At 72.7% G+C, this 14102-nt stretch carries 16 protein-coding genes; 1 reads left to right on the forward strand and 15 read right to left on the reverse strand.

The window, feature by feature from the left end; all coding sequences use genetic code 11:
• Nucleotides 1–89 precede the first annotated feature (89 nt).
• The 12 genes from AC2H4J_RS07630 to AC2H4J_RS07685 all read right to left on the reverse strand — a co-directional run bounded on the left by AC2H4J_RS07630 (nt 90) and on the right by AC2H4J_RS07685 (nt 9168).
• Complete coding sequence (locus AC2H4J_RS07630; RefSeq protein ID WP_487464252.1) at nt 90–662, reverse strand: MerR family transcriptional regulator; 573 nt, start codon at nt 660–662, stop codon at nt 90–92.
• A 260-nt stretch (nt 663–922) separates the two neighbouring features.
• Nucleotides 923–1411 (reverse strand): bifunctional nuclease family protein, encoded by a 489-nt coding sequence (locus AC2H4J_RS07635; protein ID WP_487464253.1) that lies wholly within the window; start codon nt 1409–1411, stop codon nt 923–925.
• A gap of 84 nt (nt 1412–1495) precedes the next feature.
• The gene (gene ftsR, locus AC2H4J_RS07640; RefSeq protein WP_487464254.1) at nt 1496–2227 is read right to left on the reverse strand and encodes a transcriptional regulator FtsR; all 732 of its coding nucleotides are present in this window, start codon (nt 2225–2227) and stop codon (nt 1496–1498) included.
• A gap of 8 nt (nt 2228–2235) precedes the next feature.
• Nucleotides 2236–2754 (reverse strand): oxoglutarate dehydrogenase inhibitor Odhl, encoded by a 519-nt coding sequence (gene odhI, locus AC2H4J_RS07645; RefSeq protein WP_487464255.1) that lies wholly within the window; start codon nt 2752–2754, stop codon nt 2236–2238.
• A 218-nt stretch (nt 2755–2972) separates the two neighbouring features.
• On the reverse strand, nt 2973–3407 hold the full coding sequence (gcvH, locus tag AC2H4J_RS07650) for a glycine cleavage system protein GcvH (protein ID WP_487464256.1): 435 nt from the start codon (nt 3405–3407) through the stop codon (nt 2973–2975).
• A complete protein-coding gene (locus AC2H4J_RS07655) occupies nt 3404–4369 on the reverse strand; it encodes a DUF881 domain-containing protein (RefSeq protein WP_487464257.1) in 966 nt (321 codons plus the stop codon). Before AC2H4J_RS07655 ends, gcvH begins: the two co-directional genes overlap by 4 nt.
• Entirely contained in the window at nt 4366–4698 is a 333-nt protein-coding gene (locus AC2H4J_RS07660; RefSeq protein ID WP_029336354.1) for a small basic family protein, read from the reverse strand. The genes AC2H4J_RS07655 and AC2H4J_RS07660 overlap by 4 nt, the downstream gene beginning before the upstream one ends.
• Nucleotides 4699–4701: 3 nt before the next feature.
• Nucleotides 4702–5607 carry a DUF881 domain-containing protein gene (locus tag AC2H4J_RS07665; RefSeq protein ID WP_487464258.1) on the reverse strand — a complete coding sequence of 302 codons (906 nt, stop codon included), beginning with the start codon at nt 5605–5607 and terminating at the stop codon, nt 4702–4704.
• A gap of 7 nt (nt 5608–5614) precedes the next feature.
• Entirely contained in the window at nt 5615–6232 is a 618-nt protein-coding gene (gene clsA, locus AC2H4J_RS07670) for a cardiolipin synthase ClsA (protein WP_487464259.1), read from the reverse strand.
• Between the two features lie 146 nt (nt 6233–6378).
• Nucleotides 6379–8445, reverse strand: coding sequence for an elongation factor G-like protein EF-G2 (locus AC2H4J_RS07675; protein WP_487464260.1), 2067 nt, complete (start codon nt 8443–8445; stop codon nt 6379–6381).
• A 12-nt stretch (nt 8446–8457) separates the two neighbouring features.
• A complete protein-coding gene (locus AC2H4J_RS07680; protein ID WP_487464261.1) occupies nt 8458–8658 on the reverse strand; it encodes a DUF1918 domain-containing protein in 201 nt (66 codons plus the stop codon).
• A gap of 57 nt (nt 8659–8715) precedes the next feature.
• Nucleotides 8716–9168, reverse strand: coding sequence for an SRPBCC family protein (locus AC2H4J_RS07685; protein WP_487464262.1), 453 nt, complete (start codon nt 9166–9168; stop codon nt 8716–8718).
• A 91-nt stretch (nt 9169–9259) separates the two neighbouring features.
• Here AC2H4J_RS07685 and AC2H4J_RS07690 point away from each other — a divergent pair, with 91 nt between their 5' ends.
• Entirely contained in the window at nt 9260–10036 is a 777-nt protein-coding gene (locus AC2H4J_RS07690; protein ID WP_487464263.1) for an alpha/beta fold hydrolase, read from the forward strand.
• An 18-nt stretch (nt 10037–10054) separates the two neighbouring features.
• Here the strand turns inward: AC2H4J_RS07690 and AC2H4J_RS07695 are convergent, their stop codons facing one another.
• The 3 genes from AC2H4J_RS07695 to paaZ all read right to left on the reverse strand — a co-directional run bounded on the left by AC2H4J_RS07695 (nt 10055) and on the right by paaZ (nt 14067).
• The gene (locus AC2H4J_RS07695; protein ID WP_487464264.1) at nt 10055–10240 is read right to left on the reverse strand and encodes a hypothetical protein; all 186 of its coding nucleotides are present in this window, start codon (nt 10238–10240) and stop codon (nt 10055–10057) included.
• Between the two features lie 74 nt (nt 10241–10314).
• Nucleotides 10315–11844 (reverse strand): tannase/feruloyl esterase family alpha/beta hydrolase, encoded by a 1530-nt coding sequence (locus AC2H4J_RS07700; RefSeq protein ID WP_487464265.1) that lies wholly within the window; start codon nt 11842–11844, stop codon nt 10315–10317.
• A gap of 180 nt (nt 11845–12024) precedes the next feature.
• The gene (paaZ, locus tag AC2H4J_RS07705) at nt 12025–14067 is read right to left on the reverse strand and encodes a phenylacetic acid degradation bifunctional protein PaaZ (protein ID WP_487464266.1); all 2043 of its coding nucleotides are present in this window, start codon (nt 14065–14067) and stop codon (nt 12025–12027) included.
• Nucleotides 14068–14102: the final 35 nt, after the last annotated feature.

The raw sequence follows: 14102 nt of genomic DNA on the forward strand, positions 1-14102 counted from the left end.
CCCGGAGACGGAACGGGATAGGGCTCAGCGGCGCGGGGGTACGGCTCGTGGCCGCGGTGCGGTCCGGAGGACCGCAATGTCACGACAGATCACACAGCGGCGCGGGCGCGGCGGCGGACGGAGAGCTCGTCGTCGCCGGCGTGGGCCGGGCCGCCGTCGAGCCGCTCGGCCGGCAGCTCGGCGAGCTCCCCGGACAGCTCCCGCAGCGCACCCGAGACGGCGATGCCGAAGACGCCCTGGCCGCCGGCGAGCAGGTCGACGACCTCCTCGGCGGACGTGCACTCGTACACGGTGGCGCCGTCGGAGAAGAGGGTGACGTTCGCGAGGTCCTTGATGCCGCGGTTGCGGAGGTGGTCGACCGCCTTGCGGATGTTCTGCAGGGAGACGCCGGTGTCGAGCAGCCGCTTGACGACCTTGAGCACGAGGATGTCGCGGAAGGAGTACAGCCGCTGCGTGCCCGAGCCGGTGGCGGTGCGGACCGACGGCGCGACCAGGCCGGTACGGGCCCAGTAGTCGAGCTGGCGGTAGGTGATGCCTGCAGCGGCACACGCCGTCGGGCCGCGGTAACCGACGAGGTCGGTGTCGACCTCGTCGTAGCGCGGCGCACCGACTGCGGCGTCGCTGAAGAGCTGACCCTGGGAGCCGGTGCTCTGGTCGCTCACGTCAGCGTCCTCCTCTGGTCCCGGACCCCCGTCCGGTCCGGGTCGACGGCTTCGCATCCGATCGGGTCTTTCACCCACTGACATCAGATGTCACACCGTTGTTGTTCGCCGACCGTAAGCCGGGCACTGGAGCCGGTCAACTGAGCGGGGCGGCGTGTCGCCCCGCTCATCATTTCGAGTGGAGAACACCTCGGGTCCTGCCGATCATCAGAACTTGCCCGAAATGTGACGGGTGGGGCTGCTGGGGCGTTCCGACCGCCTCAGGCGGCACCCCCCGAGCCGGAGCCTGCACCGAAGTCCTCGGGCGAGATCTGGTCGAGGAACTCCCGGAACTTCTCGACCTCGTCCTCCTGCTCGTCCGGAATCTCGATGCCCACCTCGTCGAGGAGGTCCTCCGCGCCGAAGATGGGCGCCCCGGTGCGGACGGCGAGCGCCACGGCGTCGGAGGGGCGGGCGCTCACGATCCGGTCGTCACCGAAGACGAGCTCCGCGATGTAGATGCCGTCACGCATCTCGGTGATGTTGACGGCCTCCAGCGTCGCGCCGAGGGTGCGGACCACCTCGCGCAGCAGGTCGTGCGTCATCGGCCGGGCGGGCCGGACGCCCTGCTGCTCGAACGCGATCGCCGCGGCCTCGACGGCGCCGATCCAGATGGGCAGGTACCGCTCCCCCTGCGTTTCCTTGAGCAGCAGGATCGGCTGGTTTCCGGGCAGCTCGACCCGGACGCCCACGACTCGAAGCTCCTGCACGGTGCGGCTCCCTGGGCGAAGGTCGGTGGACAGGTCTCAGGCATCGGACGGGGTCTCGCCGACGACGTTCACGGTACGCCCGACTCAGGGCCGGAGCAGGTCCCGCAGGCGCGCCTCGAGCAGCGCTGTGTGCAGCTGCGCGGACAGGACGGCCAGTTCGCGGAGCTTCTCCGTGGCCCGCGTCCGGGCCTCCTCCGAGCGGGCCCGCAGCACCGGGGCGACGAGCTGCTCGACCAGGCCGGCCTCCCGCTCGACGCCGGTCCGGTACACGCGCAGGTGGCGCGGTTCGATGCCGTGGCGCGCGAGCCCGGCGGCCGCCCGCGCCACCGGGAGGTCGCCCGCCGGATGGCGCCCGTCGGCGTCCGTCGCCAACAGCCCGAACTGCACGCAGTCGGCCAGCTGCCCCGGCTCCAGCCCGGCCGCCCGGGCGAACTGCTCGGGGGTCAGCGGCGGCACGCCGGAGCCGTCGTCGTCCTGGGCCGGCGGCGGCACGGGAGCACCGCTCGCGGCGCCGGGCGGCAACGGTTCGCCCCGGTCGAGGGCCTCGAGGTGCTCCTTGATGACCCGCAGCGGCAGGTAGTGGTCGCGCTGCGCGGTCAGCACGTAGCGCAGCCGGCTGACGTCGGCCCGGGAGAACTTGCGGTACCCGGACGGCGTGCGCTGCGGGTGGACGAGGTCCTCGGACTCGAGGTAGCGGATCTTGCTGATTGTCACGTCGGGGAAGTCGTCGCGAAGAACCGCCAGGACCTCACCGATGGTGAGGCGTGGCGCGTGCTGGTCGACGGCGTCCCCGAGCGCGTTCTCGCGCTCGGGCACGGCCGTCACTAGCGAGCGGCCGGCTCGCCGGTGCGCGGGCCGGTGAGGTACACGAGCCGGAACTTGCCGATCTGCACCTCGTCACCGCCGGCCAGGGTCGCGACGTCGACCGGCTCGCGGTTGACGTAGGTGCCGTTGAGGCTCCCGACGTCGTGCACCGAGAACCCGCCGCCCTCGCGGTGGAACTCCACGTGCCGGCGGCTGACGGTGACGTCGTCGAGGAAGATGTCGCTGTCGGGGTGCCGGCCCGCCGTGGTGACGTCCTGATCCAGCAGGAACCGGCTGCCCGCGTTGGGGCCGCGCTTCACGACCAGCAGCGCCGAACCGGCCGGGAGCGATTCGACGGCACCGGCGTGCGCGTCGGCCGCCGACTCGACGACCTCCGCCTGGTCGCCGGTCTCGTCGCCGCCGACCTTCGGGATCACGCTGGTCGACTCACCGACCCGCTCCTGGGAGAGAGCCGATCCGCACTGGGCGCAGAAGCGACTGCCCTCGGGGTTCTCATGGCCACATCGAGTGCAGTGCACGTTGCGTCTCCTCCGGTGCGGGGGCCCGCCGCGGGCCTCGAAAGGGCCGCGGGCGGCCGGCGGACGACGGACCGGGCAGCCCGTCGAGGGTCGGCTGCCGCAAGCTGAGCGGCGGGCCGTGGGTCATGGAACCAGCCGGTCGGCCCGAGGGTCAACCGGACGTGCAGGCTGAGGAGATCATAGTGATCTCCCTTCGGTACAGCCTGGCAGCGGCCCGGTCAGGAGCCGTCGACCAGCGCCTGGTAGGCGTCGGCGTCGAGCAGCTGCCCGATCGGGTCGCCGCCCTCGCCCGGCACGCTGATCTCCACGAGCCAGCCCTCGCCGTACGGGTCGGCGTTGACGGTCTCGGGAGCACTGTCGAGCAGCTCGTTCACGGCGGCCACGACACCGGCCACCGGCGCGTAGACGTCCGACACGGACTTGGTGGACTCCACCTCGCCGATCGGCGTGCCGGGTGCCACCTCGTCGCCGACCGCGGGAAGCTGGACGAAGACGATGTCGCCGAGAGCGTCCTGCGCGTGGTCGGTGATGCCCACCCGGACGACGCTGGACGTGCCGTCGCTGCCCTGGACCAGCGCCCACTCGTGCTGGTCGGTGTAGCGGCGGTCGTCCGGTGTGGCCATGGGGTGCGTCTCCAGGGGGTCGTCGATCATTTGCCGGTGTTCGGCGAAGCGTATTGAGGCACGTCGAGCGGCCGCAACGCATCCACGACCACCTTGTCCGACTGCTTGATGTCGACCGTCGCCCCCCGGCTGGTGAATCGGGGCGCCACACCGCCGGGGATCTTCATGGCCGTCTCCATGTCCTGCGGGGAGCCGATGACGACGAACTCGTAGGGCGAGGTGATCGGCCGCCCGTCGATCATCAGGTTCCCGGGGGACCCCGTGACCGCCGTCGACACACCCACGCGGACGCCGTCGATCTGCATCGTCTCGGCCCCGGCGCCGCGCAGTTCCTGGATCGCGTCGAGCACGTCGGCGACCCGCACGGCGCGATCGGGATCCCGGACGGTCATCGTCATGCCGGGTCCCTCGGCGGCCACGGTGCCGTTGAGGATGCCGATCGCCTCGGCGCGCTTCTGCGCCTCCTCCAGCGCCGTCGCCGACCGGCTGTCGGTGCTGGAGAGCTGCCCGAGGGCCGTGCGCTGGTCGGTGATCTGCTCGCGGAGCCGCTCCTCGCGAGCGTTGAGGTCGTCCAGGATGCGAACGAGGTCCTCCTCGCGGGCGCCGCTGAGCGCCTGGTCGTTGCCGACGTTGCGGACCTGGACGGCGAAGGCGAACCCGAGCAGCAGGGTGAGAACGCCGATCAGCGCGGCGGCCAGCGGGTCGCGGCCCCGCCGGGCCCGGACGGTCACCGCCGGCCGGTCGCGGGTGGGCTCGGCGACCGGTCCTTCCGCACCCTCTACCTCAGGTTCGGGTTGAGGGTCTGCCGCGAGTACCGGCTCCGGTTCGGCGTCCGGCTGCGGTTCGGCGTCCGGCTCTGGCTCGGCGGCCGGCCGCGGTTCGGCGTCCGGCTGCGGTTCGGCGTCCGTCACCTGCTCGTCCGGGGGCTCGGGCACGGCGTCCTCGGCCGGCTCCGGCGAGCCGGCGCGCCCGGTGGGCTGCTCCTCGCTCATGCCCGGAACACGTGCCGTCGGATGGCTGCGGCGTTGCCGAAGATGCGGATGCCGAGGACGACGACGACCGCCGTCGACAGCTGGGCCCCGACGCCGAGCTGGTCACCCAGGAACACGATGAGCGCGGCGACGACGACGTTGGACACGAACGAGATCACGAACACCTTCGCGTCGAAGATCCCGTCCAGCCGGGCGCGGAAGCCGCCGAAGACGGCGTCCAGGGCCGCGACGACGGCGATCGGCAGGTAGGGCTGCAGGGCCAGGGGCACGGTCGGGTCGAGGAACAAGCCGAGCAGGACGCCCGCCGCGAGTCCGAGGATCGGGATCACGGGTCAGCCTCCCGGCGTGGGGTCGGTGGCGGCGGCATCCCCGGTGGGGGCCTCCGGCACGGCGTTGCGGAGCTCGGGGATGGAGGCGGCAGGCAGGGTGAGCTTGTCCTTCCGGGCGTAGTCGAAGCGCAGGCCGAACGCCTTGGAGTACCCGGCCAGCTGGATGACCTCCGGGACGGTGAGGAACTTGCCGGCGAGCGTGTCTGGGTCGCCGATCGCACTCACCAGATAAGGGTTGGTGACCGGCCGGAAGTCGACGAGCACCGCCTCGCCGGCGAACCGGATGGCCGTGAGCGGACCCAGGCGCTGGCCGTTGATGCTGACCGCCTCGGCCCCGGCGGCCCAGAGGGCATTGACCACCATCTGCAGGTCGCCGTCCTGCACCCTCCCCTGAGGGTTGTCCTCCGCGGTGCCGCCGACCGGGTCGCCGCCGGCGGTCGGCTCGGCGTTGGCCAGGGTGATCAGCAGGCCCGGGCCGGTGACCTTGACGGCGGCCGACCCCTGCTCGGCGCGGTCCAGTTCGTCCAGCGCCCGCTGACCCACGGTGCTGTGGGCCAGCAGCTCGTCGCGGGTGCGGGTCACCTGCGTGCTCAGCGACTCCAGCTGGTGCTGCAGGTCGTCGCTGACCGAGGACTCCTTGTCGATGTCCCCGATCAGTGCCTGCCGGACCTGCTCGCGTCCCTCCGCCCCCGCCGCCGCCTGGTCGTAGGTGACCGCCACCAGGAGGCCCGCGATCGCCATCGTCAGCGCCACCAGTGCCCGGCCGCGCCACCGGGGGCGCTGCGGCCGGCCGGCCGCGCGGGCCTGCGCGGCCTGGGCGTAGGCCGGGTCGAGGGTCTCGGCGAGGACGGCGTCGAGCAGGGATGCGCCGAGGGAGCGGGGCGCGCTGGCGCGCGGGGGTGCGGTCACGGCGTGGTCACGGGACGGTCGACGCTGTCCGCTCGGACCGCACGATGCCGGCCACCTGGACGACGTAGAACAGTCCGGCCAGCAGGTAGAGCGCGGTGCCCCAGATGGTGAAGGCCCAGGCGAACGGCTCGGCGACGCGGGCGAGCGTTCCCTCGCCGTCGGCGATCAGCAGGATCGGGAACGCGTAGAGCAGCAGCAGCGTCGCGGCCTTGCCGAGGTAGTGCACCTGCAGCGGCGGATAGCCGTACCGGCGCAGGACCAGGAGCAGAACGCCCAGCACGAGCTCGCGGCCGAGCAGCGCGACGACCACCCACACCGGCACGACGTCCCGGATCGCCAGGGCCACGAGCGTGCAGACGATGTAGAGGCGGTCGGCGGCCGGGTCGAGCAGGGCGCCGAGCCGGCTGCCCTGGTCCAGCCAGCGGGCGAGCTTGCCGTCCAGCCAGTCGGTGAAGCCCGACACCATCAGGACGACCAGCGCCCACCCGTCCTCCTCCGGGCCCAGGAGCAGCCACAGGAACAGCGGGACGCCCAGCAGGCGCAGCACGGAGAGGGCGTTCGGCAGCGTCCAGACCCGGTCGGGCAGGTCGTCGCGGTCCAGGACGGCGGGGGCTCCCCGGGACACGGGCGCAGCCGCCGGGGAACCGTTCGACGACGTCACAACCCCTCCAGCCCCACCACCCGCGACACACCGTGTCCGAGGCTAGCCGACAGGCCCCGGTCCTCCGCACCGCTCGCAGGCTCGCGGCGAGCCTCTGGACCGGGCCGTTCCTAGGCGGGCACGGCCAGGTTCGCCGGGGCGGGCTCGTAGCCGAGGGGCACGCGGGTGAAGCTGCCCGTCCCGTGGGTCACCGAGCGCAGCACGCCCGGATAGGTGAGCAGCTCGATCTCGGGCACCTCGGCGCGGACCGTCGTCCGGTCGCGAACCGGGTCGGCCTCGCTGCCGGTGACCCGGGCGCGCCGTCCGGACAGGTCGCTCATCACCGCGCCCACGTACTCCCCCGGGACGACGACCTGCACCTCCACCCACGGCTCGAGGATGCGCGTGCCGGCGGCCGCGGCCAGCTCGCGCAGCGCCAGCGCCCCGGCGGCCTGGAAGGCAGCGTCGGAGGAGTCGACGGAGTGCGACTTGCCGTCGACCAGGGTCACGTGGACGTCGACGATCGGCCGGTCGCCGCTGATGCCGCGCTGGGCCTGGGTGCGGATGCCCTTCTCCACGCTGCCGTGGAACTGGCTGGGCACCGTGCCGCCGACGATGCGCTGCTCGAACACGACGCCCGACCCGGGCGGTCCGGGCTCGGCCTCGACGACGACGACGGCGTACTGGCCGTGCCCGCCGGACTGCTTCACGTGCCGGCCGGTGACCTGCGCGGGTCCGGCGAGGGTCTCGACCATGGGCACGCGCACCGGCACGGTGTTCACCGCCACGCCGTGCCGCGTGCGCAGCCGCTCCAGCAGGACCTCCGCGTGCGCCTCCCCCACCGTCCACAGCAGCAGCTGCCCGGTGTCGGCACGCCGCTCGAGCCGCACCGTCGGGTCCTCGGCGACCAGCCGGGCCAGCGCCGTCGCCAACCGGTCCTCGTCGGCGTGCGAGGCGGCCTCCACGGCGACGGGCAGCTGCGGGGTGGGCAGGTCCCAGGGCGGGACGAGGCGCGGATCGTCCGGGGAGGACAGCGTGTCCCCGGTCTCGGCGCTGACCAGCCGGGCGATGGCGCAGATGTCCCCCGCCGGACAGGACGCCACCGGCCGGAGCGTGGCGCCGAGCGGTGAGGAGATGGCGCCGACCCGCTCGTCGACGTCGTGGTCGGGGTGGCCCCGGTCGGCGAGGCCGTGGCCCGACACGTGCACGGGGATGTCGGGGCTCAGGGTGCCGGAGAAGACGCGCACCAGGGAGACCCGGCCCAGGTAGGGGTCGGTCGTCGTCTTCACGATCTCGGCGACCAGCGGCCCGTCCGGGTCGCAGGCCAGCGGCGGGGCCGGCGAGCCGTCGGGCCGGGTGACCACCGGGCAGCCGTGCTCGGCCGGGCACGGGAAGCCGGCCACCATGAGCTCCAGGAGGGAGTCGATGCCGACGCCACTCAGCGGGGCCGCGAGCAGCACCGGATGGAAGTGGGCCCGGGCGACGGCGGTCTCCAGGTCGGAGATCAGGTCGTCCTGGACGAGCTGGTCGCCGGCCAGGTAGCGCTCCATCAGCGCCTCGTCCTCGCTCTCGCCGATGATCCCCTCGATGAGCTCGGACCGCAGGCGGTCGGCGTCCGGGGCGTCGACGTCGGGATCGAGCAGCGAGACCACGCCGCGGACGGCGCCGTCGGGACCCCGGTCGAGCAGGTGGACCGGGTAGACCCCCTCCCCCAGCACCCGCTGGCACGTCCGGACGGCGTCGTCGACGTCGGCGCGGGCCCGATCGAGCTGGGTGATGACGACGGCCCGCGGCATGCCGACTGCGGCGCACTCCTCCCACAGCTGCACGGTGGTGGCATCCACCCCGTTCACGGCGGAGACGACGAACAGGGCGGCGTCCGCGGCCCGCAGGCCGGCCCGCAGCTCCCCGACGAAGTCCGGCGACCCGGGGGTGTCGAGCAGCGTGATCTTGTGACCCTCGTGCTCGACGGTGGCCACGCCGAGGGACACCGAGCGCTGCTGGCGGATCTCGACGTCCTCGGTGTCCAGGGCGGTCGTGCCGTCCTCGACCCGGCCGGCCCGGGGCAGGGCGCCGGTGGCGACGAGCAGGGCCTCGGCCAGGGTGGTCTTCCCCGACCCGGCGTGGCCGACGAGGGCCACGTTGCGTACTTTGCCGGCGGGCCGGGGGGCGGGCGCCGTCGCGGTGTCCTTGGCCATGAGTACGGCCCCTCAGTGCGAGGGGCCGGTGTGGTGGACCACGGCCGCAGTCCCGGCCGGGTAGAAGAGCCCGGTGTGACCATCGGGCTCCCAGCGCACCCTGTACGGCGGGCCGCCGTCCGGCTCGTGGCATTCCAGGACCTCACCCACGCGCTCCGCCTCCCCCTGGTGTGTGGAGTGGACGACGATGCGGTCTCCGACATGAGCTTCCACGGCAGCCTCCGGCGCGATGTGGTGTCCCTCACAGCCTGCCCGTCGACGGGAGACCGATCAAGGGGGCGTCGTCGCGAGCAGTGCCGCGAGCTTGCCGAAGCTGTCGGTCCATCCACCGCGATGCAGTTCGAGCCTCTCCTCGGTCGCGAAACTCCCGTGCCGCAGCGACAGCCTCGCGCCCCGGTCCCGGCCCTCGAGGGTGAGCGTCACGACCGTCTCGCGGTCGTCCGGGGTGGGCTCGTCCCAGCGGAAGCTGTAGGCGAGGCGGGACGGCGGGATGATCTCGAGGTACTCGCCGGACACGTGGAAGACCTCGCCCACTGGCGGCTGCATGGTGAAGCGGTAACCACCGCCCACCCGGAGATCCAGCTCCACCTCGGGGATCTCGAAGCCGTCCGGCCCCCACCACCGCGCGATGTCGGCGGGGCGGGTGAGCGCCTGGAAGACCCGCTCCGCGGACGCCCGCAGGACGCGGTCGAGCGTCAACTCGAACGGTCCCGGCGGGGTCACGCACCGACCCTTCCATCGGTTACGGCTCCCGTGAACCGGAACGCCCATCGGGACTCCCGGCGGGTGTCGAATGCCTCGCGGAGGCGACGCCATGGCGCAGTACGTGCAGTTGGGGAGGGTGCGGACCTGGTACGACGAGCACGGGGAGGGCGATCCGCTCGTCCTGCTGCACGGCGGCCTGGTGGACTCGCGGTGGTTCGCACCGAACCTCGCGCCGCTGACGGAGCGGTTTCACGTCTACATGCCCGAGCGCCGCGGACACGGGCACACGCCGGACGTCGAGGGCCCGATCACGTACCAGGTGATGGCCGACGACACCGTGGCGTTCCTCGAGCAGGTGGTGCGCCGCCCGGCGGCGCTGGTCGGGCACAGCGACGGGGCCGTCGTCGCGATGCTCGTGGCCATCCACCGGCCGGAGCTGATCAGCCGGCTGGTGATGATCAGCGGCGGATTCGACAAGTCCGGCGAGGCCGCGGACATCGCCTTCGACGCCGACGAGGTGGTGAGATTCCTCGGGCCGGCCTACGGGGAGGTGTCCCCCGACGGCGAGGCGCATTTCCCCGTCGTCGTCGACAAGATCGCCGCGATGATGCGGAACGAGCCGCACGTCGACCCCGCGGAGCTCGCGAGGATCCCCTGCCGTTCACTGGTGATGTTCGCCGACGACGACCTGATGACGCTCGGGCACGCCGTCCAGATGTTCGACGCGCTGCCGGATGCGGAGCTCGCGATCGTGCCGGGCACCTCGCACTTCCTCACCCAGGAGAAACCGCACCTGGTCAACGCCCTGGTGCTGGACTTCCTGACCACCGAGCCCGTGCCGACGGTCGCGCCGATCCGCCGCGCCCGCGGCACCGCGCCGGCCTGACCCCGGCAGCGGCCTCGATCAGAAGCCGTGGGCCTCGTCGTACCCCATGTCGCCGTCGGCTTCCCATCGCCCCTCCGGCGCCCGGGCCGGCCTGGGCTGCGGCACGTGCACGGGTGCCTCGTGGGCCGACCGGTCGTGCGCCTCGTCGTACTCGTAGTCGGCCGGGGCCTCATCCGGCCGCTGCTGCGCCTGTCGCTGCTCCACGATGTCTCCTCGGGAGTGCGGGATCCCGCTGCCCAGCGTGGCCGCCCGGCAGGACCGTGGCAAGAGGCTGCCGGTCAGCGGTCGCGCCGGGGCGGTGTGCCGTTCCCGTTCCCGTTCCCGTTCCCGTTCCCGTTCCCGTTCCCGTTCCCGTTCCCGTTCCCGTGGCCGTTCCCGTGGCCGTTCCCGTGGCCGTTCCCGTGCCCGCCGCCCGAGGACGTCGCGGCCAGCTGCGGACAGGTGTTGGCCTCGTCGCTGGTGGGCTGACGGGCGACGGTCTGCGTGGCCGGCGGCTGCTTCCCGGTGGTGACCCATGCGGTCAGTCGGAGGAAGGCCTCGCGGTAGCAGGGCAGGATCGGCCGGAGCTGCTGCGGGTAGAGGTCGGCGCGGCCGTCGACGTGGTTGCCGCCCTGGATCGTGTAGTAGCGGTGCAGCTTGCCCCGTCCGGCCTGGGTGATCATGCGGTCGTAGACGTCGGAGTCGGTCCGGATCGGCAGCAGCGCGTCGAGGTCGCCGTGCAGGGTGATCATCGGCTTGCCGATCCGGCCGGTCAGCGAGACCAGACCCACCGCCTGGTGCACCGCCGGCGGCCGGCTCGCGTAGTCGTAGTCGGCGTCGCAGGCACCCAGCGTGCCCGGTGCGGTGCCGATCTTGCAGAACGGCGACCCGGCCTTCGTCGCGCCGTCGTAGTCCGGGTCGAAGGCCTCCCGGTAGGTCCGCTGGGTGAGGTCCCAGTACTCGCCGTAGTGGTCGGGCCAGAGCACTTCGGAGCCGGGCATGAAGCCGACGTCGTACATCGCCTGCTTGGCGGCCGGGTCGACCTCGGCCTGCGGGTACTGCTTCAGCGCCGTCGGCAGGTAGGTGAAGAGGTTGGGCCCGTCGGGGGTCATCAGCGTCCCCTCCCAGTCGACACCGCCGTCGTAGAGCTCGGGGTGGTTCTCCAGCTGCCAGCGGGTGAGGTAGCCGCCGTTGGAGATGCCGGTCATCCAGGTGCGGGTCGGGGCGGAGCCGTAGCGCTGGGCGACGACCTCCTTGGTGGCGCGCGTCAGCTCCGTGACGCGGTCGTGCCATTCGCGCACCGCCTGGCCGGGTGCCGAGCGGGCACCGTTCTCGTAGAACGACGTCCCCGTGTTGCCCTTGTCGGTCGACGCGTAGGCGTAGCCCTGGGACAGCACCCAGTCGCTGATGATGTAGTCGGGCGCGTACTGCTTGCGGACACCGGGCGCCCCGGTGACCACCAGCTGGCCGTTCCAGTTCGCGGGCAGCCGGATCACGAACTGGGAGTCGTGGTTCCAGCCGTGGGTCGCGTTCGTCGTCGAGTCGTCGGGGAAGTAGCCGTCGATCTGGATGCCACCGCCGGCCGGCGGGTTCACCGTCTTCTGGGAGTGGAGCCCCTCCCAGTCGCTGGCGTCGCTGAGTCCCTTGGTCGACAGGACGGTGGCGGAGAGATCGGTCTCGCACGACACCTGCTGGTGCTCGGCGCCGGGCACCGTGAGGGAGCCCTGGTTCGCGCAGGGGTCGGCCGGCGCGGCCCCCGCCGGGGTCACCCAGGCGGCGAGCAGCAGCGGGACGAGCGGCAGGAGAAGCAGGCGGTTCCGTGCGGACATCGGCGTCTCCTCCGGGAGGCGGCAGCAGCGGCACTGGTCAACGAGCCGTTCCGCCGGAGGTGACGCCGCACGCCACCGGACGCCACCCCAAATCACCGGGGTGTTGCATCGACCCCTTGAACCCGAGCGCCCGATGGCCACGAGTTCGTATGACTGGAGGACGCCGTCGAGCAGGAGCCCTCAGGCCGCCGGCCAGGTCTTCGCGACCATGGTGAGGACGTCGTACGTCGCCACCGGCTTCCCCTCGCCGTTGACGACGACCGCGTCCCACCGCACCTCGCCGTGCTCGGCTCCGCCCCGCGGGCTGATCTGCTTGGCCGTGAGCGTGACCGTCAGCTCCTCCCCCGGCTTGACCGGTGTCAGGAAGCGCAGGTTGTCCACGCCGTAGTTGGCCAGCACCGGGCCCGGGTCGGGGTCGACGAACAGGCCGGCCGCCCAGCTCACGATGAGGTAGCCGTGCGCCACCCGGCCGCCGAACAGCGGGTTGGCCGCGGCGGCCGCCTCGTCCATGTGGGCGTAGAAGGTGTCGCCGGTGAACTCGGCGAAGTGCTCGATGTCCTCGAGCGTCACCGCGCGGGGTCCGGCCGTGACCGAGTCGCCGACCCGCAGCTCGGCGAGCGACTTGCGGAACGGGTGGACGCCGTCCTCGTGCCGCTCCGCGCCCGTCACCCACCGGCCGCCGACCGCGGTGAGCATGTCGGGCGAGCCCTGGACGGCGGTGCGCTGCATGTGGTGCAGCACGCCGCGGATGCCGCCGAGCTCCTCGCCGCCGCCCGCCCGGCCGGGGCCGCCGTGCACGAGCACCGGCAGCGGCGAGCCGTGGCCGGTGTTCTCGCGGGCGTCGTCCCGGTCGAGCACCAGGATCCGGCCGTGCGCGTGGGCGGCGCCCAGCACGAACTCGCGGGCGAACCGCCGGTCGTGGGTGACCACCGAGCCGACCAGGCTGCCCTGCCCGCGGGCGGCGAGCTCCACGGCCTGTGCGACGCCGTCGTAGGGCAGCAGGGTGCTGACCGGTCCGAACGCCTCGATGTCGTGCGGTTCGGCGGCGGCCAGGTCGTCGCAGCGCAGCAGCATCGGCGGCAGGAAGGCTCCGCGGTCCTTGTCCGCGCCGATCACCTCGACGTCCTCGGGGGTCAGCAGTTCCGCCACGCCGCGCAGCGCCTTGACCGCACGCAGCACTTCCTGGCGCTGGTCCAGGCTCGCCAGCGCGCCCATGGTCACGCCGTCCGCCCCGGGCGCGCCGACGACGACGTCCGCGAGCTGCGCGCGGGTGGCCTCCGCGACGTCGTCCATCAGCTCGCGCGGGACGAAGGCACGGCGGATCGCGGTGCACTTCTGCCCGGCCTTGACCGTCATCTCGGTGACCAGCTGGTCGACGAACAGCCCGAACTCGGGGGTGTCCGGCGTCGCGTCCGGGCCGAGCACCGAGCAGTTGAGCGAATCCGCCTCGGCGTTGAACCGCACCGAGTTCCCGACGACCGAGGGCGTGCTGCGCAGCTTGCGTGCGGTCGCGGCGGAGCCGGTGAAGAACACGAGGTCCTGGCCGGTGAGCTGGTCGAGCACCCCGGCCGCGCTGCCGGCGAGCAACTGCACCGTCCCCTCGGGCAGCAGGCCGCTGTCGATGATGCGGCGGAACACCGCCTCGGTCAGGTAGGCGGTCTGGCTGGCCGGCTTCACGATCGACGGGACGCCGGCGAGGAACGCGGGGGCGAGCTTCTCCAGGAAGCCCCACACGGGGAAGTTGAAGGCGTTGATCTGCACCGCGACACCGCGCATCGGGGTCCAGAGGTGCTGACCGGCGAACGTGCCGCGCTTGCCGAGCGGCTCGACCGCGCCGTCCAGCACGACGGTGTCGTCCGGCAGCTCGCGCTTGGCCTTGCTCGCGTAGGACAGCACGGTGCCGATCCCGCCGTCGATGTCGACCGCGCTGTCGCGGTCGGTGGCACCGGTGCGGTGCGACAGCGCGTACAGCGCGTCCTTGTCGGCCATGAGCCGCAGCGCCAGTTGCTTGAGCAGGCCCGCGCGCTGGTGGAACGTGAGCTCGCGCAGCGCCGGCCCCCCGACGGTGCGGGCGTGGTCGAGCATCGCTGGCACGTCGAGGCCGGTGCTGCTCACCCGGACGACGGTCTCCCCGGTCACCGCGTCGGCGACGGGGGCGCCGTCGTCCGTGGCCGCGAACCAACCGCCGGCGACGTAGCTCTCCAGCATCGGTGCAGTGGTCATCGAAGGCTCCTCTCGGGACTTCCTGTACAGAAAGT

This window comes from Blastococcus sp. OS1-29, from assembly GCF_057628075.1.